This window comes from Ectopseudomonas khazarica, from assembly GCF_004521985.1.
In the GTDB taxonomy this organism is placed as follows: domain Bacteria; phylum Pseudomonadota; class Gammaproteobacteria; order Pseudomonadales; family Pseudomonadaceae; genus Aquipseudomonas; species Aquipseudomonas khazarica.
Window position 1 is genome coordinate 348,781 of sequence record NZ_SBHZ01000003.1, and the last position, 21,674, is coordinate 370,454.

At 65.5% G+C, this 21,674-nt stretch carries 23 protein-coding genes; 15 read left to right on the plus strand and 8 right to left on the minus strand.

The annotated features are described in order from the left end of the window. The first annotated feature begins 70 nt into the window (after nucleotides 1–70). Nucleotides 71–934: a universal stress protein gene (locus EPK82_RS05410; protein ID WP_134675974.1), complete on the plus strand. Its 864-nt coding sequence runs from the start codon at nucleotides 71–73 to the stop codon at nucleotides 932–934. A 65-nt stretch (nucleotides 935–999) separates the two neighbouring features. On the opposite strand, the gene EPK82_RS05415 is transcribed toward EPK82_RS05410, so the two are convergent. Then, a complete protein-coding gene (locus EPK82_RS05415) occupies nucleotides 1,000–1,476 on the minus strand; it encodes a DUF1289 domain-containing protein (RefSeq protein WP_037053082.1) in 477 nt (158 codons plus the stop codon). A gap of 404 nt (nucleotides 1,477–1,880) precedes the next feature. On the opposite strand from EPK82_RS05415, the gene acnB reads away from it, so the two are divergent. The 9 genes from acnB (at nucleotide 1,881) to EPK82_RS05460 (ending at nucleotide 11,177) form a co-directional block, all read left to right on the plus strand. Then, nucleotides 1,881–4,481, plus strand: a complete 2,601-nt coding sequence (gene acnB / locus EPK82_RS05420) for a bifunctional aconitate hydratase 2/2-methylisocitrate dehydratase (RefSeq protein WP_134675997.1) — start codon at nucleotides 1,881–1,883, stop codon at nucleotides 4,479–4,481. Between the two features lie 146 nt (nucleotides 4,482–4,627). Further along, nucleotides 4,628–4,837, plus strand: a complete 210-nt coding sequence (locus EPK82_RS05425; protein WP_037053086.1) for a YgdI/YgdR family lipoprotein — start codon at nucleotides 4,628–4,630, stop codon at nucleotides 4,835–4,837. Between the two features lie 228 nt (nucleotides 4,838–5,065). Continuing rightward, nucleotides 5,066–6,271, plus strand: a complete 1,206-nt coding sequence (locus EPK82_RS05430) for a CmpA/NrtA family ABC transporter substrate-binding protein (RefSeq protein WP_134675975.1) — start codon at nucleotides 5,066–5,068, stop codon at nucleotides 6,269–6,271. 18 nt (nucleotides 6,272–6,289) lie between these two features. Beyond that, the gene (locus EPK82_RS05435) at nucleotides 6,290–6,868 is read left to right on the plus strand and encodes an ANTAR domain-containing response regulator (RefSeq protein WP_037053090.1); all 579 of its coding nucleotides are present in this window, start codon (nucleotides 6,290–6,292) and stop codon (nucleotides 6,866–6,868) included. Nucleotides 6,869–7,013: 145 nt separating this feature from the next. After that, complete coding sequence (locus EPK82_RS05440; RefSeq protein ID WP_037053091.1) at nucleotides 7,014–8,366, plus strand: pyridoxal phosphate-dependent decarboxylase family protein; 1,353 nt, start codon at nucleotides 7,014–7,016, stop codon at nucleotides 8,364–8,366. 104 nt (nucleotides 8,367–8,470) lie between these two features. Continuing rightward, a complete protein-coding gene (alaC, locus tag EPK82_RS05445) occupies nucleotides 8,471–9,703 on the plus strand; it encodes an alanine transaminase (protein ID WP_037053093.1) in 1,233 nt (410 codons plus the stop codon). A gap of 160 nt (nucleotides 9,704–9,863) precedes the next feature. Then, nucleotides 9,864–10,586 carry a lysophospholipid acyltransferase family protein gene (locus EPK82_RS05450; protein ID WP_134675976.1) on the plus strand — a complete coding sequence of 241 codons (723 nt, stop codon included), beginning with the start codon at nucleotides 9,864–9,866 and terminating at the stop codon, nucleotides 10,584–10,586. A gap of 144 nt (nucleotides 10,587–10,730) precedes the next feature. After that, nucleotides 10,731–10,925, plus strand: a complete 195-nt coding sequence (locus tag EPK82_RS05455; protein ID WP_134675977.1) for a hypothetical protein — start codon at nucleotides 10,731–10,733, stop codon at nucleotides 10,923–10,925. 9 nt (nucleotides 10,926–10,934) lie between these two features. Further along, complete coding sequence (locus EPK82_RS05460; protein ID WP_047588484.1) at nucleotides 10,935–11,177, plus strand: hypothetical protein; 243 nt, start codon at nucleotides 10,935–10,937, stop codon at nucleotides 11,175–11,177. 40 nt (nucleotides 11,178–11,217) lie between these two features. Here EPK82_RS05460 and EPK82_RS05465 read toward each other — a convergent pair whose 3' ends face one another. Continuing rightward, entirely contained in the window at nucleotides 11,218–11,943 is a 726-nt protein-coding gene (locus tag EPK82_RS05465) for an amidotransferase (RefSeq protein ID WP_134675978.1), read from the minus strand. A gap of 298 nt (nucleotides 11,944–12,241) precedes the next feature. On the opposite strand from EPK82_RS05465, the gene EPK82_RS25110 reads away from it, so the two are divergent. Beyond that, nucleotides 12,242–12,355 carry a PA2485 family small membrane protein gene (locus EPK82_RS25110; protein ID WP_277700522.1) on the plus strand — a complete coding sequence of 38 codons (114 nt, stop codon included), beginning with the start codon at nucleotides 12,242–12,244 and terminating at the stop codon, nucleotides 12,353–12,355. 21 nt (nucleotides 12,356–12,376) lie between these two features. Further along, a complete protein-coding gene (ptrC, locus tag EPK82_RS05470; protein ID WP_037053098.1) occupies nucleotides 12,377–12,577 on the plus strand; it encodes a type III secretion system co-regulatory protein PtrC in 201 nt (66 codons plus the stop codon). A gap of 58 nt (nucleotides 12,578–12,635) precedes the next feature. Here ptrC and EPK82_RS05475 read toward each other — a convergent pair whose 3' ends face one another. Then, nucleotides 12,636–14,780 (minus strand): 3-hydroxyacyl-CoA dehydrogenase NAD-binding domain-containing protein, encoded by a 2,145-nt coding sequence (locus EPK82_RS05475; protein ID WP_134675979.1) that lies wholly within the window; start codon nucleotides 14,778–14,780, stop codon nucleotides 12,636–12,638. A 120-nt stretch (nucleotides 14,781–14,900) separates the two neighbouring features. After that, nucleotides 14,901–16,106 (minus strand): acetyl-CoA C-acetyltransferase, encoded by a 1,206-nt coding sequence (locus tag EPK82_RS05480; RefSeq protein WP_037053104.1) that lies wholly within the window; start codon nucleotides 16,104–16,106, stop codon nucleotides 14,901–14,903. A gap of 686 nt (nucleotides 16,107–16,792) precedes the next feature. Between EPK82_RS05480 and EPK82_RS05485 the strand changes: the two genes are divergently transcribed. After that, a complete protein-coding gene (locus EPK82_RS05485; protein WP_037053105.1) occupies nucleotides 16,793–17,155 on the plus strand; it encodes a rhodanese-like domain-containing protein in 363 nt (120 codons plus the stop codon). Then, a complete protein-coding gene (locus EPK82_RS05490; protein ID WP_134675980.1) occupies nucleotides 17,152–17,961 on the plus strand; it encodes a c-type cytochrome in 810 nt (269 codons plus the stop codon). The genes EPK82_RS05485 and EPK82_RS05490 overlap by 4 nt, the downstream gene beginning before the upstream one ends. Here EPK82_RS05490 and EPK82_RS05495 read toward each other — a convergent pair. Then, on the minus strand, nucleotides 17,958–18,296 hold the full coding sequence (locus EPK82_RS05495) for a type 2 periplasmic-binding domain-containing protein (RefSeq protein ID WP_134675981.1): 339 nt from the start codon (nucleotides 18,294–18,296) through the stop codon (nucleotides 17,958–17,960). The genes EPK82_RS05490 and EPK82_RS05495 overlap by 4 nt on opposite strands. On the opposite strand from EPK82_RS05495, the gene EPK82_RS24745 reads away from it, so the two are divergent. After that, the gene (locus tag EPK82_RS24745) at nucleotides 18,295–18,444 is read left to right on the plus strand and encodes a hypothetical protein (RefSeq protein ID WP_167494326.1); all 150 of its coding nucleotides are present in this window, start codon (nucleotides 18,295–18,297) and stop codon (nucleotides 18,442–18,444) included. The genes EPK82_RS05495 and EPK82_RS24745 overlap by 2 nt on opposite strands. Nucleotides 18,445–18,450: 6 nt before the next feature. Here EPK82_RS24745 and EPK82_RS05500 read toward each other — a convergent pair whose 3' ends face one another. Genes EPK82_RS05500 through EPK82_RS05510 form a run of 3 tightly spaced genes read right to left on the minus strand, consistent with a single transcriptional unit; the run spans nucleotide 18,451 to nucleotide 21,607 of the window. Next, nucleotides 18,451–19,248 (minus strand): transglutaminase family protein, encoded by a 798-nt coding sequence (locus tag EPK82_RS05500; protein ID WP_047590582.1) that lies wholly within the window; start codon nucleotides 19,246–19,248, stop codon nucleotides 18,451–18,453. Further along, nucleotides 19,245–20,195 (minus strand): alpha-E domain-containing protein, encoded by a 951-nt coding sequence (locus tag EPK82_RS05505; protein WP_037053110.1) that lies wholly within the window; start codon nucleotides 20,193–20,195, stop codon nucleotides 19,245–19,247. Before EPK82_RS05505 ends, EPK82_RS05500 begins: the two co-directional genes overlap by 4 nt. A gap of 2 nt (nucleotides 20,196–20,197) precedes the next feature. After that, a complete protein-coding gene (locus EPK82_RS05510; RefSeq protein WP_037053112.1) occupies nucleotides 20,198–21,607 on the minus strand; it encodes a circularly permuted type 2 ATP-grasp protein in 1,410 nt (469 codons plus the stop codon). Nucleotides 21,608–21,674 lie beyond the last annotated feature (67 nt).

A 21,674-nucleotide genomic window follows, 5' to 3' on the forward strand; every position in this document is an offset into this window, starting at 1 on the left:
AGGTCAACGAGCGGCTGAAGCCGGCGCACCTATAGTTGGATAAGCGCTATTCATTCTCAGGGAGACGACCATGCAAGCGATTCGCAGTATTCTGGTGGTGATGGAGCCCCAACACCCGGAAGGCCTGGCACTGAAGCGGGCCAAACTGATAGCTGGAGTCACCCAGTCGCACCTGCACCTGCTGGTGTGCGACAAGAAGGGCGATCACAGCGCCTGGCTCAACGACCTCAGCAGCGGCCTCACCCAGGAGGGCTTCAGCGTCTCCACCCAGCAGTCCTGGCACGACAACCTGCACCAGACCATCATCACCGTGCAGCAGGCCGAAGGCTGCAGCCTGGTGGTCAAGCAGCACCTGCCGGACAACCCCCTGAAGAAAGCCCTGCTCACCCCCGAGGACTGGAAGCTCCTGCGCTACTGTCCGGGACCGGTGCTGATGGTCAAGACCGACCGTCCATGGACCGGCGGCAGCATCCTCGCTGCCGTGGATGTGGGCAATGCCGATGGCGAGCATCGCACCCTGCATGCCGGCATCATCAGCCACGGCTACGATATCGCCGGGCTGGCCAAGGGCACCCTGCACGTCATCACCGCCCACCCGACGCCCATGCTGTCCGCCGTCGATCCGACCTACCAGCTGAAAGAGACCATCGAGGCGCGCTACCGCGAGCAATGCCGCAGCTTCCAGGCCGAGTACGACATCAGCGACGAGCGCCTGCACGTGGTCGAGGGCCCTGCCGACGTGGTGATCCCGCAAATGGCTCACCGCCTCGGCGCCGCCGTCACGGTGATCGGCACGGTGGCGCGCACGGGGCTCTCCGGCGCGCTGATCGGCAACACGGCCGAGGTGGTGCTCGATGCACTGGAAAGCGATGTCCTGGTGCTCAAGCCGGATGAGGTGATCGCCCACCTCGAAGAACTGGTGGCGCAGCGCTGAAGCTGCCCCGGAAATGAAAATGCCGCTCGAGGTCGAGCGGCATTTTTGTATCTGCCGGTGTCGGACTAGACCCTTACTTCCAGGCCTTCGCGCAGGAATTTCGGAGCGATGTAGCGCTCGTAGTGCGCCTCGGACAGGAGGAAGAACTCGCGGTCGATGGCATCGCGCAGCTCGGGCAGGCCCCAGTCGCGAAACTCCGGGAGCAGTACCATGCCGTAAGCCTCCAGCTGATTGATCATGCGCGCGCCGCGCGCGATCAGCTGATACGCCCAGCAATAGGGCGACTGCTGCGGCACGAAGCGGATCTGCCGCTGCTCCAGCTGGCTCCGCAGGCGCTGCTCGTCGAACACCTCCAGCTTGGCCGCCATCACCTGCACCAACAGGACTTCCAGGCGCGTCCAGACGGCGCGCTTCTCCTCGTCGCCGTAGCTGTTCCAGTTGATCACCTCGTGGTGGAAGCGCTTGCAACCGCGGCAGACCACATCGCCATAGACGGTCGAACACAAGCCTACACAAGGCGTCTTGATGCGCTGATTGGACATGGCAAAGCGATATAGACAGCAGAACGGCCGAGCATCTTAGCCCTTTGTCTAATCCAGATCACCCCTACCAATACAGGGACGTCGGCTTAACTTTGTCCGCGCTTTCCAGTAGAATCGGCCCGCCTTTTACGGCGCCAATGTCCGTTGGAAGCTGTTTTCAAAGCGTCACGAGCACAGTCGATCCTGCAGGTACGATGGCGACGCAGCCGCTCGAAGTCCCCCCGAGTGCCTGCGTCAGCCCTCATCAGAACCCGTCCTGCCGGCGTAAAACTTTGAAAGCAGCTTCTACAAGAGACTCATGCAATCTCGGCTGATCGGCTCATAAAGTCGAAAAGCGCCTGATTCGTGAGTATCTGGATCGCGTCCCGGACAACCCTTTGGGACCACTGATGAGGGTAATAACTGTGCTTGAAGCCTATCGCAAACACGTAGCAGAGCGTGCCGCTCAGGGTATCGTGCCCCAGCCGCTGAACGCCGAACAAACCGCAGGCCTGGTCGAGCTGCTGAAAAACCCGCCGGCTGGCGAAGAAGAATTCCTCGTAGACCTGATCACCAACCGCGTGCCGCCAGGCGTGGACGAAGCCGCCTACGTCAAGGCCGGTTTCCTCTCTGCCGTTGCCAAGGGCGAAGCCACTTCCCCGCTGATCAGCAAGCAGCGCGCCGCTGAACTGCTGGGCACCATGCAGGGCGGCTACAACATCGCCACCCTGGTCGACCTGCTGGACGATGCCGCCCTCGGCACCGTTGCCGCCGAGCAGCTCAAGCACACCCTGCTGATGTTCGACGCCTTCCACGATGTCGCCGAGAAAGCCAAGGCCGGCAATGCCAACGCCAAGGCCGTGCTGCAGTCCTGGGCCGATGGCGAGTGGTTCACCAACAAGCCGGCCATCGCCGAGAAATACAGCCTGGCCGTGTTCAAGGTCCCGGGCGAAACCAACACCGACGACCTGTCCCCTGCCCCGGACGCCTGGTCGCGCCCCGACATCCCGCTGCACGCCCTGGCCATGCTGAAAATGGCCCGCGACGGCATCGTGCCGGAGCAGCAAGGCGCCATCGGCCCGCTGAAGCAGATCGAAGAGATCAAGGCCAAGGGCTTCCCGGTCGCCTACGTCGGTGACGTGGTCGGTACCGGTTCGTCCCGCAAGTCCGCCACCAACTCGGTGCTGTGGTTCTTCGGCGACGACATCCCCTACGTTCCGAACAAGCGTGCCGGCGGTTTCTGCTTCGGCACCAAGATCGCTCCGATCTTCTACAACACCATGGAAGATGCCGGCGCCCTGCCGATCGAGTTCGATGTCTCGAACATCAACATGGGCGACGTGATCGATGTCTACCCGTACGCTGGCAAGGTCTGCAAGCACGGCACCGACGACGTCATCACCACCTTCGAACTGAAGACCCCGGTGCTGCTCGACGAAGTCCGCGCTGGCGGCCGTATCCCGCTGATCGTCGGCCGTGGCCTGACCGAGAAGGCGCGTGCCGAGCTGGGCCTGGGCGCTTCCGAGCTGTTCAAGAAGCCGGAGCAACCGGCTGACAGCGGCAAGGGCTTCACCCTGGCGCAGAAGATGGTCGGCAAGGCCTGCGGCGTCGAAGGCGTGCGTCCGGGCACCTACTGCGAACCGAAGATGACCACCGTCGGTTCCCAGGACACCACCGGTCCGATGACCCGCGACGAGCTGAAAGACCTGGCTTGCCTGGGCTTCTCCGCTGACCTGGTGATGCAGTCCTTCTGCCACACTGCGGCCTATCCGAAGCCGATCGACGTCACCACCCACCACACCCTGCCGGATTTCATCCGCACCCGTGGCGGCGTGTCCCTGCGTCCGGGCGACGGCATCATCCACAGCTGGCTGAACCGCATGCTGCTGCCTGACACCGTCGGCACCGGTGGCGATTCGCACACCCGTTTCCCGATCGGCATCAGCTTCCCGGCCGGTTCCGGCCTGGTGGCCTTCGCCGCCGCCACCGGCGTCATGCCGCTGGACATGCCGGAATCCGTTCTGGTGCGCTTCAAGGGCAAGATGCAACCCGGTATCACCCTGCGTGACCTGGTTCATGCGATCCCTTACTACGCCATCCAGAAAGGCCTGCTGACCGTCGAGAAGAAAGGCAAGAAGAACATCTTCTCCGGCCGCATCCTCGAGATCGAAGGCCTGGACAACCTGACCGTCGAGCAGGCGTTCGAGCTGTCCGACGCCTCCGCCGAGCGTTCGGCCGCCGGCTGCACCATCAAACTGCCGGAAGCGGCCATTGCCGAATACCTGCAGTCCAACATCACCCTGCTGCGCTGGATGATCAGCGAAGGCTACGGCGATGCCCGTACCCTGGAGCGTCGTGCCCAGGCGATGGAAGCCTGGCTGGCCAACCCGGTGCTGATGGAAGCCGACAAGGACGCCGAGTACTCGGAAATCATCGAGATCGACCTGGCCGAGCTCAACGAGCCGGTACTGTGCGCCCCGAACGATCCGGACGACGCCCGCCTGCTGTCCACCGTGGCCGGCGACAAGATCGACGAAGTGTTCATCGGTTCGTGCATGACCAACATCGGTCACTTCCGCGCTGCCGGCAAGCTGCTGGACAAGGTCAAGGGCGGCATCCCGACTCGTCTGTGGCTGTCGCCGCCGACCAAGATGGATGCCCACCAGCTGACCGAGGAAGGCTACTACGGCATCTACGGCAAGGCCGGCGCGCGCATGGAAATGCCGGGCTGCTCGCTGTGCATGGGTAACCAGGCTCGCGTCGCTGCCAACTCCACCGTGGTCTCGACCTCCACCCGTAACTTCCCGAACCGTCTGGGCGATGGCGCCAACGTGTACCTGGCCTCTGCCGAACTGGCTGCGGTCGCTTCGATTCTCGGCAAGCTGCCGACCGTCGAGGAGTACATGGCCTACGCGAAGGACATCGACAGCATGGCTGGCGACATCTACCGCTACCTGAGCTTCGACCAGATCGCAGACTTCCGTGAAGCTGCGGCCAACGCCCAGATCCCGGTCGTTCAGGCCTGATCCCAGCGTTGTGACAAGAGCCCCGCCCAGTGCGGGGCTTTTTCATGGGCGCCGGAAAGGACCTTTTGCCGCACTGTCTTGCAGACGTTACGGCAGCAGCTAACGTCATTTGTGGGGATTCCCCCGCAACCTTTCAGGAGCACATCATGAAGCCATGGATCATCGTAGCCCTGTGCCTTTTCGGACTGGTCGGCTGCGCCAGCGAGTACATCATCACGACCACTGACGGCCAGATGCTCACCAGCGATGGCAAGCCCAAGCTTGACTCCGATACCGGCATGCTTCAGTTCACCGATAGTGAAGGCCGCAAGCAACAGATCCCGCAGACCAGCGTGAAGCAGGTTCTGGAGCGCTGAACGCACTGGCATACCCCTTGCTTCAACCCCATGCAAGCAGCCTTTCCAACGACGGATAGGCTCGATCGACAACGGCGTCGTATCTGATCCGGGCATCCGCGCCGGATCGGGTACGACGTTTTTTTTATGGCCAACCATCCCTGCCCACCGTCACTGGTGACGCCATGAGGCGGGCGCGGCGTTCTGATGGACGGCTGCCGTTATTTGCGTGAGCGTTAAGGAAGCGACATGAGCGAACACGACACCCCTCGCGACGACGCCCCGGCCTGGGGCAGCGATGCCCCTGAGAAGAGCGTCCTGAACATCGGCTTCATGGCCCTGAGCGACTCCGCCTCGGTGGTGGTCGCCGCCACTCAGGGCTTCGCCGAGAAGTACGGGCTGAGCCTCAGGCTGCATCGCCAGACGTCCTGGGCCAGCCTGCGCGACCGCCTGCTCAGCGGCGAGCTGGATGCCGCGCACAGCCTGTACGGGTTGATCTACGGGGTGCAGCTGGGCCTCGGTGGCGCCCCCGCCACCGACATGGCCGTGCTGATGGGGCTGAACCAGAACGGCCAGAGCATCAACCTGTCGCACAGCCTGCAGGCGGCCGGCGTGACCAACGGCGAGGCACTCAGGCAACACGTGCACCAGCATGAGGCACGCCTGACCTTCGCCCAGACCTTCCCCACCGGCACCCACGCCATGTGGCTCTACTACTGGCTGGCCAGTCAGGGCATCCATCCGCTGCGCGATGTCGACAGCGTGGTGGTCCCGCCGCCACAGATGATCGAGCACCTCGAAGCGCAGCGCATCGACGGCTTCTGCGTCGGCGAACCCTGGACCGCCAAGGCCGTCGACGAACAGCTGGGCTGCACCGTCACCACCATCCAGGCGATCTGGCCGGACCACCCGGAGAAGGTGCTGGGTTGCACCCGCGCCTTCGTCGAGCAGAACCCCAACACCGCGCGCGCCCTGATCATGGCCGTGCTCGACGCCGCCCGTTTCATCGACGACAACGAAGAGAACAAGCGCAGCACCGCCCAGCTGCTCAGCGGCAGCGAATACGTCAACGCCCCGGTGTCGGCCATCACGCCACGCTTCCTTGGCCAGTATCAGGACGGCCTGGGGCACACCTGGCAGGACGAGCACCCGCTGCGCTTCCACGCGGGCGGCCTGGTCAACCAGCCCTACCTGTCCGATGCCATGTGGTTCATGACCCAGTTCCGCCGCTGGGGCCTGCTGCGCAGCGACCCGGACTACCTCGGCATCGCCCGCCAGGTGCAGCAACTGGCGCTGTATCGCCAGGCCGCCAGCGCGCTGGGCATTGCCGTACCCGCCGAGATGCGCAGCTCCACGCTTCAGGACGGCACCTGCTGGGACGGCAGCGACCCGGCCGCCTATGCCCGCAGCTTCCACCTCCACGCCCTGGCCGACAGCCCGGCTGCCGCCCTGTAACTGCCCGGAGAGCCATCGATGCTGCGTATCCTGCTGATCAACGACACGCCCAAGAAGGTCGGCCGCCTCAAGACCGCGCTGGTCGAGGCCGGCTTCGAGGTGATCGACGAATCAGGGCTGACCATCGACCTGCCCGAGCGCGTCGAGGCGGTGCGCCCCGACGTCATCCTGATCGACACCGAGTCGCCCGGACGCGACGTCATGGAACAGGTGGTCCTGGTCAGCCGCGACCAGCCACGGCCGATCGTCATGTTCACCGACGAGCACGACCCCGGCGTGATGCGCCAGGCGATCCAGAGCGGTGTCAGCGCCTACATCGTCGAGGGCATCCACGCCCAGCGCCTGCAGCCGATCCTCGACGTCGCCATGGCGCGCTTCGAGAGCGACCAGGCCTTGCGCGCGCAGTTGCAGGCCCGCGACGCACAGCTGGCCGAACGCAAGCGCGTGGAGCTGGCCAAGGGCCTGCTGATGAAGATGAAGAGCTGCAACGAAGAGGATGCCTACACCCTGATGCGGCGCCAGGCCATGAGCCGCCAGCAGAAGCTGATCCAGGTCGCCGAACAGATCATCGCCATGCACGACATGCTCGGCGGCTGAGCAACTGTACCGCTGAAACAGTTCACTGTACCGGTACGGACTGTATCAGTCAGGCAACTGTTACAGTCGCCTTCGCCGGCGCCTGTGTATGCCCCGTCCCGCCGGCCTCGGCTAGGGTAGACAACCCCTAGCCGAGGAACCCTTCATGACCGAACACGACCTGCTGGCCGAAGCCGACCGCCGCGCCCTCGCCTACCTGGACGGTACCCCCACGCGCCGGGTCTTCCCCGACGCCCCTGCCATCGCCGCCCTGGCCGCCTTCGACCAGCCACTGCCGGAGCAGGGTCACGCCGCCGAGCAGGTGCTGCGCCAGCTCGATGACATCGGCTCACCCGCGACGGTGGCAAGCAACGGCGGGCGCTACTTCGGCTTCGTCATCGGCGCGACGCTGCCGGCGGCGGCCGCCGCCGAACGCCTGGTGCTGGCCTGGGACCAGTGCGCCTCGTCCTTCAACAACTCGCCGGTGGTCGACCAGCTCGAACGGGTCGCCGGGCGCTGGGTATGCCAGGCCCTGGGACTGCCGGCGCAGAGCGCGGTCGGCTTCGGCACCAGCGCCACCGCCTGCACCCTGACCTGCATCGCCGCCGCTCGGCGCAAGCTGCTCGCCGAGCAGGGCTGGGATTTCGATGGTGATGGCCTGACCGGTGCGCCAGCGCTGCGCGTGGTGCTCTCGGAAACGGCGCACGTCACCGTGAAGAAGGCCCTGCGCGTGCTCGGCTTCGGCATGAATCAGCTGATCTACGCACCGGTCGACGAACGCGGGCGCATCGACCCGGCGCGTCTGCCGCCGCTGGATGCACGCAGCCTGCTGATCCTGCAGGCCGGCGAGGTCAACAGCGGCGAGTTCGACCCGTTCGCCGAACTGATCCCCAGGGCCCGCGCCGCTGGCGCCTGGGTGCATGTCGACGGCGCCTTCGGGCTCTGGGCGCGGGCCTCGTCGTCGGCGCACCTGGCCGCCGGCATCGAGCAGGCCGACAGCTGGACCTGCGATGGGCACAAATGGCTCAACACCCCTTACGACAGTGCCATGGCCATCTGCCGGGACGCCAGCGCCCTGGCTGCGGCGATGAACAGCGACGCCGCCTACGCCATGGCCAGTGCCCACGCGCAGACCAACCTGACCCTGGAGTTCTCCCGCCGGGCGCGCGGCGTGGCGATCTGGGCGGCACTGGCCAACCTCGGCCGCGACGGCCTGCGGCGTATGATCGACCGACACATTCGCCAGGCCCGCCTGCTCGCCGACGCCCTCAGCGCCGGTGGCTACCAGGTGCTCAACCAGGTGCCGCTGAATCAGGTGCTGGTACGCGCCGACTCGGACGCACAGACAGACGCCATCCGCGAGGCGGTCCAGGGCAGTGGCGAGGCCTGGTTCGGCCCGACCCGCTGGCAGGGACGCCCGGCGTTCCGCCTGAGCGTCTCGTCCTGGCGTACCACTGACGAGGACATCCAGGCCCTGGCCGAACTGCTGCTGCGACTCAAGCGCCAGAGCGGCGCATAGCGCGCTGGACAGCCTGGCGGCCACAGGCGTATCGTCGCCGCCAGGTCACAGCAGTGACCAACGTCGCTCGGACGGTTCCGGGCGCTTACGTATCCGAGGAAATCATGGCAGAGAACGCCAAGCGCCGCTTTGCGCGCATCGATCGTCTCCCCCCCTACGTCTTCAACATCACCGCCGAACTGAAGATGGCTGCACGCCGTCGCGGTGAAGACATCATCGACTTCTCCATGGGCAACCCCGACGGTGCGACTCCGCCGCACATCGTCGAGAAGCTCGTGCAGGTCGCCCAGCGCGAAGACACCCACGGATACTCCACCTCCCGCGGTATTCCACGCCTGCGCCGCGCCATCTCGCGCTGGTACAAGGACCGCTACGACGTGGAGATCGATCCGGAAAGCGAAGCCATCGTCACCATCGGCTCCAAGGAAGGCCTGGCGCACCTGATGCTGGCCACCCTGGATCATGGCGACACCGTGCTGGTGCCCAACCCCAGCTACCCGATCCACATCTACGGCGCGGTGATCGCCGGCGCCCAGGTGCGTTCGGTACCGCTGGTGCCGGGCGTGGACTTCTTCGCGGAGCTGGAACGCGCCATCCGCGAGTCGATTCCCAAGCCGAAGATGATGATCCTGGGCTTCCCCTCCAACCCCACCGCGCAGTGCGTGGAGCTGGACTTCTTCGAGCGCGTGGTCGCCCTGGCCAAGCAGTACGACGTACTGGTGGTGCATGACCTGGCCTATGCCGACATCGTCTATGACGGCTGGAAGGCCCCGTCGATCATGCAGGTGCCAGGCGCCAAGGACATCGCGGTGGAGTTCTTCACCCTGTCCAAGAGCTACAACATGGCCGGCTGGCGCATCGGTTTCATGGTCGGCAACCCCGAGCTGGTCAACGCCCTGGCGCGAATCAAGAGCTACCACGACTACGGCACCTTCACGCCCCTGCAGGTGGCCGCCATCGCCGCCCTGGAAGGCGACCAGCAATGCGTGCGCGATATCGCCGAGCAGTACCGCCAGCGTCGCAACCTGCTGGTCAAGGGGCTGCACGAGATCGGCTGGATGGTAGAGAAGCCCAAGGCCTCGATGTACGTCTGGGCCAAGATTCCCGAGGCCTACGCGCATCTGGGCTCGCTGGAGTTCGCCAAGAAGCTGCTGGCCGAAGCCAAGGTCTGCGTGTCGCCCGGTCTGGGCTTCGGTGACTACGGCGACGACCACGTCCGCTTCGCCCTGATCGAGAACCAGGACCGTACGCGCCAGGCGCTGCGCGGGATCAAGGCGATGTTCAGGGCCGACGGCCTGCTGCCGGGCAAGCCCGCCAGAGCCGAGCAGGAACAGTGACAGAGGGCGCCACAAGGCGCCCTTTCTCCATCAGCGGCAAAGCTGACAAGATCTGCGACAATTCATGATGTTTGCCAACCTCAGCTGGTAGTTCCGGGGAATTGCCCGGCAGAGTGAACGCCCGTACACTGCGCGCCCCTTCCCTGACGGTCGTACCTCGATGCTCTTCGTTCTGCGCATGCTGCTGATGGGCGTGCATTTCATCTTCGCCGGGCTGCTCGGCCTGCTGCTCGGCCTGTGCCGCCCCTTCAACCCGGACAACAGCCGCCTCTGCGCACGCCTCTACTCGCTGCCCGCGCTGTGCCTGCTGCGCCTCAAGCTCAAGGCCGACGTCCGCCCGCTGCTGGAACACCAGCGTTCATGCGTGATCATCGCCAACCATCAGTCCAACTTCGACCTGTACGTGCTGGGCCGCGTGGTGCCCAGGCGCACGGTGAGCATCGGCAAGAAGAGCCTCAAATGGGTGCCGTTCTTCGGCCAGCTGTACTGGCTGGCGGGCAACGTGCTGATCGACCGCAGCAACGCCCTGGCTGCCAAGCGCGCCATGCTGACCACCACCGCAACCCTGCGTGATCACGACACCTCGATCTGGGTGTTCCCGGAGGGCACGCGCAATCTCGGCCGTGGCCTGCTGCCATTCAAGAAAGGCGCCTTCCAGATGGCGATCAACGCCGGTGTCCCGATCATTCCGGTGTGCGTGAGCAACTATGCCAGGTCCATGCGTCTCAACCGCTGGAACAGCGGCCGCATCCTGATCCGCTCGCTGCCGGCCATCCCCACTGCCGGCCTGAGCCTGGACGACATGCCGGCGCTGATGGAGCGCTGCCAGCAGGCCATGCGCGAGTGCATCAACAGCATGGACGCGGAACTGGCCAGCGCCTGACTGGCAGGCGGGTTGTCGGTGCGCACCGACAACCCGCGGCAACCATCAAAACGATCGATAGTTACTCTGCTGCACATCCATTATTCAATCGAAATGCCTTGAGCGATTCTGTGCCCACGCCTACCCAAGACCTGGAGCACGGACATGTCACGCCTCGCACAAGCGGCCCGCAACGGCGCCCTCGCAGCCATCGGCCTGTATCTGATCAGCACCTCCACGGTGCTGGTGCTGAGCTATGCCAGCCTGAAGCCAAGCACGCCGACCTTCGAACAGTCGGCGCCGCTGCAGACGCTGATCAGCCAGCTGCCGGCGCTGTTGCGCGCCCTCTCGCCAAGCTGAGGTGCGGCCATGCTCAGAACCCAACGGAGCCGCCTGCTGATGCTTGCCGGCATGGCCCTGCTGACCACCCTGCTGGCCCTGGTCGGCATCGGCAAGGGCTCGGCTGGCGCGGTGGCACGCAACATCGAGTGCAGCCACAAGCTCGCCCATCACCTCGACCTGGCCGAGAGCCTCAAGCGGCAGCGCAGCAGCCCGCCACCCAGCCGCGACGAGCGCTTCTCGCCCTACTTCCTGCCCGTCAGGCAGGCATGAAAAAGCCCGGAAATCCGGGCTTTCTGACTGCGAATCAGGCTCAGACCTTGGCTTTCTTGCCCTGGGCGACGAAACGCATCATCCACTCGCCCACCACACTGCCCTGCTGGGCGTGCTTGAGGCTGTCCACCCCTTGCTGATAGACCTGCTCGCCAAGGTGCTGCTGACGCAGCTCGAGCAGCGCCCGCGAGTAATCGTGGATGAACTCGGGGTGGCCCTGGAAGCACAGCACCTGATCCTCGATGTGGTACGCACCGATCGGGCAGAAGTCGCTGGACGCCAGCAGCGTGGCCTTCTCCGGCAGGCGAGTGACCTGGTCCTGGTGGCTGATCAGCAGTTGCAGCTCGTCCAGCGCCGGGCTCATCCACTCCGGGTTGCCCTGCAGGCGATAGCTGTGCACGCCAACGCCCCAGCCCTGCTCGGCACGCTCGGCCTTGCCGCCCAGCAACAGCGCCAGCAGCTGGTGACCGAAGCAGATGCCCAGCAGCTTGTCGCCACGCTGGTAGCGCTCGAGCAGGTACTGCTTGAGGGTCTGGATCCATGGCTCGCTGCCGAACGAATCCGCCTTGCTGCCGGTCACCAGGTAGGCGTCGAACTGCTCGCTGTCGGGCGGGTAATGCCCCTCCACCACGTTGTAGACACTGAACTCCGCCGCAACCGGTTGCTGAGCGAAAAGCTGCTCGAACATACGGCCATAGCCCTGATACTGGTCGACCAGTTCGGGACGGAGGATGTCAGTTTCCAGGATGCAGATACGCAGTGACATGAGGTTTCCTGTGTGAGCACGAAGGTAGGACGATTTGTGCGTTTTTCTTAACACATGCCCCCACACAAAGAAATAGCCAAGCCTGATTTACACGCATATTCGGCGTTCCGGAGCCCTGTGCAAGGCTGCGAACATTCGTCAATTAAAATTGACATCGCCCTGACGCAATGGCGCTGCACGAGGCGCTATCAGCCGCTTCGATAGTTACCATGCACACCATTCACTTCTGTGATGGCGAGCCTGCGGTGAATATCACTTCACCGGGCAGTCGCCCTCATCACACAGAAGGAAATCGATCATGAGCATTTATGCCGCGCTCGCCAGCTTCGCCGCTGCTTCCGCCTTCCAGACCTCCGCCCCGGCTCGCCCTGCCCCTGCGGCACCGGCAAACCGCGACGTCCGTTCCAGCTGACGACCCGTAAGGAGAGCCGCCATGCACAGCCAACTCAGCCTGGACGCCTATGGCGTCACCTACGTTCACCTGCAAGACGACGGCCTGCAGTTCGAGAGCGAAGCCGCCCTGCAGCTCGATGACGGCAGCATGCTGACCCTGCGCATGCCGACCCGCTACAGCGAGATGCTGGCCATTCACGAAGCGGTGTGCATTCAGCAGGGCTGGTGCCAGGCGGCCTGACGGACGCTCCCCAAAAAAGAAACGGCCCATCGGGCCGTCTCTTTGCACACCAGTCGCCTCAGAAGCACTCGCCCTTGGCCGCCTTCTCCAGCAGCAGCGCCGGCGGCAGGAAGCGCTCGCCATATTGCTCGGCCAGGTACTGCGCGCGGGCGACGAAGTCCTTCACCCCGTACTGATTGATGTACTGCAGCGCACCGCCCGTCCAGGCGGCGAAGCCAATGCCGAAGATCGAGCCGACGTTGGCATCGGCCACCGACTGCAGCACGCCCTCCTCGACGCAACGTACCGTTTCGATGGCCTGGATGAACAGGATCCGGTCGCGGACATCCTGCTGCGGAATCTGCGCATCGGCCTTTTCGAAACGCGCCTTGAGCTCGGGCCACAGGTGCTTCTTGCCAGCGGCCGGGTAGTCGTAGAAGCCCATGCCCGCCGCCTTGCCTGGACGCTTGTACTCGCCCAGCATCATGTCGATGACCGCGAAAGCCGGGTGCTCGGGGATGGATTTGCCCTCTGCCGCCAGGTCCTTGATGGTCTGCTGGCGGATGTGATTCATCAGGCTCATCGACACTTCATCGCTGATCGCCAGCGGGCCGACCGGCATGCCGGCGTTGCGTGCCTCGTTCTCGATCATCGCTGCGCTGACGCCTTCGCCAAGCATGGCCAGGCCTTCGTTGGTGAAGGTGCCGAACACCCGCGAGGTGAAGAAGCCACGGCTGTCGTTGACCACGATGGGGGTCTTCTTGATCTGCATGACGTAGTCGAAACCACGCGCCAGCGTCTCATCGGAGGTCTTCTCGCCGCGGATGATTTCCACCAGCGGCATCTTGTCCACCGGACTGAAGAAATGCAGGCCGATGAAGTTCTCCGGCCTGGCCACGGCAGTCGCCAGGCCGGTGATCGGCAGCGTCGAGGTATTGGAGGCGATCACCGCATCGCCCAGCGCGGCGGCTTCTGCGGCGGCGGTGACCTTGCCCTTGAGCGCACGATCCTCGAATACCGCTTCGATGATCAGGTCGCAGCCGTCGAAGTCCGCCTCGCTGTCGCTCGCCTTGATCAGCCCGAGGAACGCGTCGCGCTGCTCGGCGCTCATGTGCCCCCTGCCGACCTTCTTGTCCAGCAGCCTGGCCGAGTAGCCCTTGCCCTTCTCCGCCGCTTCGACGGACACGTCCTTGAGCACCACCTCGATACCCGCCGCTGCCGATACGTAGGCGATACCCGCACCCATCATGCCCGCGCCGAGCACGCCGACCTTCTTCGTCCGGGTCTTCGGGTAACCCTGCGGGCGCGAACCGCCGGCATTGATCTCATTGAGCTGAAACCAGAAGGTGCCGATCATGTTCTTCGCCACCTGGCCGCAGGTCAGCTCGGTGAAGTAGCGCGCCTCGATGATCTGCGCGGTGTCGAAGTCGACCTGCGCGCCCTCGACCGCCGCGCACATGATTTTCTCCGGCGCGGGGAAGCAGCCCCGGGTCTTGTCGCGCAACACGCTCGGGGCAATGGCCAGCATCTGCGCCACGTTCGGTGAACTCGGCGTCCCCCCCGGAATCTTGTAGCCCTGCACGTCCCAGGGCTGCCGCGCGGTCGGGTTGGCGACGATCCAGGCACGCGCCTTGGCCAGCATCTCCTCGCGGTCGCCGGCCAGCTCATGGATCAGCCCGGCCTTGAGCGCTGCCTCCGGGCGCACCTTCTTGCCTTCGGCCAGGTACGGCAGCGCCTTTTCCAGGCCGAGGATGCGCACCATGCGCACCACGCCGCCGCCACCGGGCAGCAGCCCCAGGGTGACCTCCGGCAGGCCGAGCTGCACATGGGGCTCGTTCAGGGCGATGCGCTGGTGGCAGGCCAGGGCGATCTCCCAGCCGCCACCCAGCGCGGCGCCGTTGATGGCCGCGACCACCGGCTTGCCGAGGGTCTCGAGACGGCGCAGCTGGCCCTTGATCTTGAGGATCATCTCGTAGAAACCCTGGGCGTCGGCCGGGGTGACCTGGATCAGTTCGTTGAGGTCGCCGCCGGCGAAGAAGGTCTTCTTCGCCGAGGTGACGATGATCCCCGCGATGGTGTCCTTTTCCGCCTCCAGGCGGTCGACGATCTCGGCCATGGCCTCGCGGTACACCGCGTTCATGGTGTTGGCACTCTGGCCGGGCATGTCCATGGTCAGGACGACGATAGCGTCCTGGCCTTTTTCGTAGCGGATGGCGTCAGTCATTTTTTCACGTCCCAAATATTCGGGGAGTGCTTCAGGGGCGTCACGCGCGCAGCTCAGGCAAGGCGGAAATCATTGGACTTCCAGCGCCGCGTGGCCGAGCGCAGTCGCCCGTGACAGCTCCTAGATACGTTCGATGATGGTGGCGATACCCATGCCACCGCCCACGCAAAGGGTGGCCAGGCCATAGCGCAGCTGGCGCTTCTCCAGTTCGTCGAGCAGCGTGCCGAGGATCGCGCAGCCAGTGGCGCCCAGCGGGTGGCCCATGGCGATCGCGCCGCCATTGACGTTGACCTTGTCCTCGCTCACGCCCATGTCCTTCATGAACTTCATCACCACCGAGGCGAATGCCTCGTTGACCTCGAACAGATCGATGTCATCCACCGCCAGCCCCGCCTTGGCCAGCGCCTTGCGCGTGGCGGGCGCCGGACCGGTGAGCATGATGGTCGGATCGGTACTGGTCACCGCCGTGGCGACGATGCGCGCACGTGGTTTCAGGCCCAGTTCGCTGCCCTTGGCCGCGGAGCCGATCAGCATCAGCGCGGCGCCGTCGACGATGCCGGAGCTGTTGCCCGGCGTGTGCACATGCTCGATACGCTCGACATGACTGTAGACGCGCAAGGCGGTGGCATCGAAGCCCATCTGCCCCATCATCTCGAAGCTGGGCTTGAGCTTGTTCAGCCCCTCCAGCGTCGAGTCGCCCCGGATGAATTCGTCATGTTCGAGCAGCAGGATGCCGTTCTGGTCGCGGACCGGCACCAGGGACCTGGCGAATGCGCCATTGCCGCTGGCGCGTGCGGCCTTCTGCTGCGAACGCAGGGCGAAGGCATCGACGTCCGCGCGGGTGAACCCTTCCAGCGTCGCGATCAGGTCGGCGCCGATGCCCTGCGGCACGAAATTGGAGTGAATGTTGGTTTCCGGGTCCATCACCCAGGCGCCGCCGTCGGAGCCCATGGGCACGCGTGACATCGACTCGACGCCACCGACCACCACCAGGTCCTCGAAGCCGGAGCGCACCTTCATCGCCCCCATGTTCACCGCCTCCAGCCCCGAGGCACAGAAGCGATTGAGCTGCACGCCCGCCACGCATACGTCCCAGTCGGCCACCATCGCGGCGGTCTTGGCGATGTCGGCGCCCTGGTCGCCTACCGGCGTCACGCAGCCCAGCACGATGTCGTCCACCTGGCTGGTATCCAGATCGTTACGGGCTTGCAGGGCAGTCAGCAGGCCGGCGACCAGCTGGACGGGCTTGACGCTGTACAGCGCGCCGTCCTTCTTGCCCTTGCCACGCGGCGTGCGTACCGCGTCGAAAATATAAGCTTCGGTCATGGCATCCTCGGAAGGTCATGCGGCGCTGGCGATCACGGCGCCGCGCCGGTTCTTGTTTGAGCGTCCCTACCTTAGCGCCACGAGGCCAGCGCTCAATGACCGAAGCGCTCAGCGCCATTGACCACTGAGCTCAGACGAACGGTCGTTTGTTCGTCAACGGGCACATGGGCCCGAGCAACCTGTCTGCCACAAGGCATGCGGCCTGCGCGCCTGGCGCGCGTCATAGCGCGTGTTTCCTAGCAGCCAGCCATTAGCAACCAAGTCATCTAAGAAAGCGCAGACGGCAGCCCTAGAGTTAGTCATGCACCTTGACGAAAACCGGTGCAGGGAACCGTCGCTGGGTCATGCCGGGGCGGTCGATGGAACTACGCCCAGGCAGCAGCTCGCCAGGCAGACCGGCAGGCGTCCGACACGACGCCCATAACAACAAGAGGCATATGGCCATGAACAAGCAGCCGAAATACCGTCAGGCTGGCGTCATTCTCTTCGCCACGGCGGTCATACTGATCCTTCCCAACCTGACCCGTCTGGTCAGCTGACCCAGCAACGACCCCGCTGCTGTGCAGACGCCGTGGTGCGCTTGGCACAGGGCGGGTGCTTTCCCATGACCTGCTGACACCCCGTCTGGACGGCGCGCCCGCATCGGGCAAAGATAGTTCGATCCCTCGCCAGCCCCGGAGCCAGACATGCGCCTCGCCATTCTCTTCCTTACCGGCCTGTTCACCCTTGCCGGCGCCCACGCCGCGGAAGTGGACCAGGCTGCCGCACTCGAGACGCTGCAAGACGAAGACAGCCTGCTGATCGACGTGCGCAGCGCCGAGGAATTCGCCGACGGTGCCCTGCCCGGCGCTATCAACCTCGAACATGATCGGATCGCGGAACGCATCGCCAGCGTGGCCCCCGACAAGGACCGCCCGCTCGTGCTGTACTGCCGCAGCGGGCGGCGCTCCTCATTCGCGCAGGACAAGCTGCAGGCACTGGGCTACAGCCGGGTGATCAACGCAGGCGCGTATGACGACCTGCTGCCGCTCCTGGAGCGCGGCGAATGAGGGGGCTGCTGGTCAGCCTGATGTTTCTTGGCTGTTCCCTCTCGCTGCAGGCCGGCGAGTTCGCCGCACAACTGAACGCTGGCACGCGCAGCTGGAGCAGCAGCGAACTGTTGCACCACCCTCAGGCCCGCGACATCGAGATCGCCGACGACGTCAGCTACAAGCGCCCCATGCGCTACCGTGCGGTCCCGATCCGCGCGCTGCTCGAAGGCGTGACGGCGGGCGATCACCTGCAGGCGGTGGCATCGGACGGCTTCGCCGCCGAGCTTCCGGCCGCCCTGCTGCTGGCCGACGAGGGGGCCAAGGCCTGGCTGGCCATCGAAGACCCGGACGAGCCGTGGCCACCGCTGGCCCAGGGCAAGGCCAGCGCGGGGCCGTTCTACCTGGTCTGGACCGACCCGCACGCCAGCCAGATCAGCCCCGAGCAGTGGCCCTTCCAGGTCGTCAGGATTCGCCAGCTCGCAGCGGTGGAGCAACGCTTCCCCGCCCTGCTCCCGGCCAGTGACGCGAGCAGCGAGGTGCAGGCCGGCTTCGCCCTGTTCCAGAAGAACTGCATGGCCTGCCACCGCCTCAATGGCGCCGGTGATTCCGCGTTCGGCCCCGATCTGAATATCCCCTACAACCCCACCGAGTACTTCACCGGCGACTTCCTGCGCCAGTACATCCGTGACCCGCAAAGCCTGCGGCGCTGGCCGCAGGCACACATGCCCGGCTTCTCCGAACAGGTGCTCGACGCCACGCAGCTGCAGCAGCTGATCGCCTACCTGCAGCACATGGCCACGCGCAAGCTCCCGCCGCCGGGCTAGTGCGGCAGGCTCTCCTCCAGCGCCTCGCGGATCAGGCTCTGCAGCAACTGCACCGGCTCGCTCGGCTGCGTCTCGGCGCGGTGCAGGGCCAGCTCCAGCGTCGGCAGCGGCGGCAACCCGCTGCTGCCGCTCGGCAGGACCTCGACGCCGGCCGGCAGGCACAACGCCGTACGCACGGTGATGCCCAGGCGCGCACGCGCGGCGGCCCACAGTCCCCCCAGGTTGGCGCTGGAAAACGCCACGCGCCAGGGCAAACCGGCACGATCCAGCGCCGCGCACGGCTCGGAACGGAACAGCCAGGCCGGCGTGGCCCGTGCGGGCACGGTGCTGGGCATGGCCAACACCCTGGTGTTCGCCGGCATGTTCCTCACCCCGACGCTGGTCGCCGCCGGCCTGCGCCACGGTGACTGGCCGCTGGTGTGGGGCGTGGCGGCCCTGCTGACGCTGGCAGCCTGGCCGCTGCTGCGCGCGGCGCGCGGCTGAGCGGCCCTACTGCTGGCGCACCTGCAGCAACGGCGCGACCTGCACCTGCGCATGCATCTGCTCGCAACCACCGCCACGGCGCATGCCGCGCACCGGGCAGGCATCGAGGTAGTCCAGGCCGACCGCCAGCTTCAGGTGACGCTCAGGGCGTGCCAGGCAGTTGGTCACGTCGAAGCTGTACCAGGCATCGCCGACCCAGGCCTCGGCCCAGGCATGGCTGGCCAGGTGCTCGGCATCGTCCGTGTAGAGGTAGCCCGACACGTAGCGCGCCGGCACCCCCAGACTGCGAGCACAGGCGAGGAAGGCATGGGTGTGGTCCTGGCAGACACCGCGACGACCGGCGAAGGCCTCGGCGGCGCTGGTATCCACCTCGGTGACGCCCGGCTGATAGACGATATGGGCATTGAGCGCATGCATCAGGTCGATCAGGCCGTTGCGGTCGCTATGCGCCCTGGCGTGCTGCGCGGCGAACTCGCGAATGGCGTCATCCGCCTGGGTCAGGCGGGTGAAGCGCAGGAACGGCAACGCCGACTGCTGCTCGTGCTCGGCCTCGCACGTCTCGTCGATCTCCACCTGGCCCCGGGCGCCGATGACGATGGCCTCGTGCGGCTCGTCCAGGGTCAGCACATGCAGGATGTTGCCGTACGGATCGATCTGCGCATGCACCGGGCGCGGCAGATCGAGCTGCCAGCTGAGCACCTGCTGTCGCTCGCTGTCATGCGGGGTCAGGCGCAGGTACTGGATACTCGCGCGCACCTGATCATCGTAACGGTAGGTGGTGTCATGACTGATCGAAAGTCTCATGCGACCTCCAGATAGGACGTGTGGATGGTGTTGCCCAGCTGGCGCACCAGCAGGATGAAGTCGGTCAGCCAGGCGTGCAGACCTTCGTCGAGCACTTCGTCGATGCTGGTGTAGCGCAGGCGCGCATCCAGTTCGGCGGCCAGGCGTTGCGCGGGGCGACCGTTCTCCCCCGGTAGACCGGCGAGCATCAGGTTGAGTTCTTCCATGCAGGCGCGCAGCGAACGCGGCACGTCCGGACGCAGCAGCAGCAGCTCGGCGACCTTGCGCGTGCGCGGCGAGCCACGGTAGATCTCGGCGAAGGCCTCGAACGAGGACAGCGCACGCAGCAGCGCGCTCCACTGGTAGTAACTGCGCGCCGTGCGCTCCTCCAGTTCGTCGATCTCTTCGCCGAGCATTTCATAGCGCGCATCGAGCAGACGCAGGGTGTTGTCGGCACGCTCGATGAAGGTGCCCAGGCGGATGAAGCGATAGGCCTCGCCACGCATGATGGTGCCGAAGGTGGCGCCACGGAACAGGTGCGAGCGCTCCTTGACCCACTCGCAGAAGCGACTGATGCCGTAACGCCCCAGGCCCTGCTCGGCGATGCCGCGCATTTCCAGCCAGGTGGCGTTGATGTTCTCCCACATGTCGGCGGTGATGCGCCCGCGCACCGCGTGCGCATTGCTGCGCGCCGCCTGCAGGCAGCAGTAGATGCTGCCGGGGTTGCTCGCATCGAGGGCGAAGAAGTGCAGCATGCGCTCGGCATGCAGCGGGCCATGACGCTCCAGGTATTCGTCCAGCGTGCCGGTGATGAGCAGCGGCATGGCCAGTTCGTCGAGGCCGTCGCCACGGCCGTCCTGCGGCATCAGCGACAGCGAGTAGCTGACGTCGAGCATGCGCGCGAGGTTCTCGGCACGCTCCAGGTAGCGCGACATCCAGTACAGATCGGAGGCAGTACGACTGAGCATGATTAGTCCTCCACCACCCAGGTGTCCTTGGTCCCGCCGCCTTGCGACGAGTTGACCACCAGCGAGCCTTCGCGCAGGGCTACGCGCGTCAGGCCGCCAGGCACCAGGCGGGTTTCGCGGCCGGTCAGGACGAACGGACGCAGATCGATATGGCGCGGTGCGATGCCGCGCTCGACGAAGGTCGGGCAGGTCGACAGGCTCAGCGTCGGCTGGGCGATGTAGGCCTCCGGCTTGGCGATCAGGCGGGCACGGAAGGTCTCGATCTCGGCCTTGCTCGCCGCCGGCCCGACCAGCATGCCGTAGCCACCGGAGCCCTGGGTTTCCTTGACCACCAGCTCGGACAGGTTGGCCAGCACGTGGGACAGCTCCTCCGGCTTGCGGCACTGCCAGGTCGGTACGTTCTTGAGAATCGGCTCCTCGTCCAGGTAGAAGCGGATCATGTCGCCGACGAAGGGATAGACCGACTTGTCGTCCGCGACGCCGGTGCCAATGGCGTTGGCCAGCACCACGTTGCGCGAGCGATAGGCCGACAGCAGCCCGGCGACGCCGAGCATCGATTCGGGATTGAAGGCCAGCGGATCGAGGAAGGCGTCGTCGAGACGGCGGTAGATCACGTCGACCTGGCGCGCCCCCGCGGTGGTGCGCATGTAGACCTTGTCGTCACGCACGAACAGGTCCGCCCCCTCCACCAGCTCCACACCCATCTCGCGGGCCAGGAAGGCGTGCTCGAAATAGGCGCTGTTGAAACGCCCCGGGGTCAGCACCACGACCGTGGGGTTGTCCAGCGGGCTGGAGCTCTTCAGCGCATCGAGCAGCAGGTTCGGGTAGTGATCCACCGGCGCCACGCGCTGCGCGGCGAACAACTCGGGGAACAGGCGCATCATCATCTTGCGGTCTTCGAGCATGTAGCTGACGCCGCTCGGCGTGCGCAGGTTGTCCTCGAGCACGTAGTAGCTGCCGTCGCCATCGCGCACCAGGTCCACCCCGGCGATGTGCGCGTAGATGTCGCGATGCAGGTCGAGCCCCTGCATGGCCATCTGGTACCCCTCGTTGGCCAGCACCTGTTCGGCCGGGATGATGCCCGCCTTGATGATGCGCTGGTCATGGTAGAGGTCGGCGAGGAACAGGTTGAGCGCCTGCACCCGCTGGATGCAGCCACGCTCGACGATGCGCCACTCGCTGGCGGGTATGGCGCGTGGAACGATGTCGAAGGGAATCAGCCGCTCGGTGCCCTGATCGTCGCCGTAGAGGGTGAAGGTGATACCCGCGCGGTGGAACAACAGATCGGCTTCGCGCCGGCGCTGGGCCAGCAGCTCGTCCGGCGTTTCCGCCAGCCAGCGGGCGAACTCTCGGTAGTGCGGGCGGACAGCGCCACTCGCGTCGTACATCTCGTCATAAAAGGTGCGGGCCATGCCGTACTCCTTGTCACCCGGACTTGCAGCATCCTCTGCAAGGCCCGAGCCAGCACTATTAATCCTT

Excerpts from the sequence above, each read along its gene's own strand:
- EPK82_RS05410 (WP_134675974.1), top strand. The coding sequence starts at position 71 with ATGCAAGCGATTCGCAGTATTCTGGTGGTGATGGAGCCCCAACACCCG.
- EPK82_RS05415 (WP_037053082.1), bottom strand. The coding sequence starts at position 1,476 with ATGTCCAATCAGCGCATCAAGACGCCTTGTGTAGGCTTGTGTTCGACC.
- EPK82_RS05425 (WP_037053086.1), top strand. The coding sequence starts at position 4,628 with ATGAAGCCATGGATCATCGTAGCCCTGTGCCTTTTCGGACTGGTCGGC.
- EPK82_RS05430 (WP_134675975.1), top strand. The coding sequence starts at position 5,066 with ATGAGCGAACACGACACCCCTCGCGACGACGCCCCGGCCTGGGGCAGC.
- EPK82_RS05435 (WP_037053090.1), top strand. The coding sequence starts at position 6,290 with ATGCTGCGTATCCTGCTGATCAACGACACGCCCAAGAAGGTCGGCCGC.
- EPK82_RS05440 (WP_037053091.1), top strand. The coding sequence starts at position 7,014 with ATGACCGAACACGACCTGCTGGCCGAAGCCGACCGCCGCGCCCTCGCC.
- alaC (WP_037053093.1), top strand. The coding sequence starts at position 8,471 with ATGGCAGAGAACGCCAAGCGCCGCTTTGCGCGCATCGATCGTCTCCCC.
- EPK82_RS05450 (WP_134675976.1), top strand. The coding sequence starts at position 9,864 with ATGCTCTTCGTTCTGCGCATGCTGCTGATGGGCGTGCATTTCATCTTC.
- EPK82_RS05455 (WP_134675977.1), top strand. The coding sequence starts at position 10,731 with ATGTCACGCCTCGCACAAGCGGCCCGCAACGGCGCCCTCGCAGCCATC.
- EPK82_RS05460 (WP_047588484.1), top strand. The coding sequence starts at position 10,935 with ATGCTCAGAACCCAACGGAGCCGCCTGCTGATGCTTGCCGGCATGGCC.
- EPK82_RS05465 (WP_134675978.1), bottom strand. The coding sequence starts at position 11,943 with ATGTCACTGCGTATCTGCATCCTGGAAACTGACATCCTCCGTCCCGAA.
- EPK82_RS25110 (WP_277700522.1), top strand. The coding sequence starts at position 12,242 with ATGAGCATTTATGCCGCGCTCGCCAGCTTCGCCGCTGCTTCCGCCTTC.
- ptrC (WP_037053098.1), top strand. The coding sequence starts at position 12,377 with ATGCACAGCCAACTCAGCCTGGACGCCTATGGCGTCACCTACGTTCAC.
- EPK82_RS05475 (WP_134675979.1), bottom strand. The coding sequence starts at position 14,780 with ATGACTGACGCCATCCGCTACGAAAAAGGCCAGGACGCTATCGTCGTC.
- EPK82_RS05480 (WP_037053104.1), bottom strand. The coding sequence starts at position 16,106 with ATGACCGAAGCTTATATTTTCGACGCGGTACGCACGCCGCGTGGCAAG.
- EPK82_RS05485 (WP_037053105.1), top strand. The coding sequence starts at position 16,793 with ATGCGCCTCGCCATTCTCTTCCTTACCGGCCTGTTCACCCTTGCCGGC.
- EPK82_RS05490 (WP_134675980.1), top strand. The coding sequence starts at position 17,152 with ATGAGGGGGCTGCTGGTCAGCCTGATGTTTCTTGGCTGTTCCCTCTCG.
- EPK82_RS24745 (WP_167494326.1), top strand. The coding sequence starts at position 18,295 with ATGGCCAACACCCTGGTGTTCGCCGGCATGTTCCTCACCCCGACGCTG.
- EPK82_RS05495 (WP_134675981.1), bottom strand. The coding sequence starts at position 18,296 with ATGCCCAGCACCGTGCCCGCACGGGCCACGCCGGCCTGGCTGTTCCGT.
- EPK82_RS05500 (WP_047590582.1), bottom strand. The coding sequence starts at position 19,248 with ATGAGACTTTCGATCAGTCATGACACCACCTACCGTTACGATGATCAG.
- EPK82_RS05505 (WP_037053110.1), bottom strand. The coding sequence starts at position 20,195 with ATGCTCAGTCGTACTGCCTCCGATCTGTACTGGATGTCGCGCTACCTG.
- EPK82_RS05510 (WP_037053112.1), bottom strand. The coding sequence starts at position 21,607 with ATGGCCCGCACCTTTTATGACGAGATGTACGACGCGAGTGGCGCTGTC.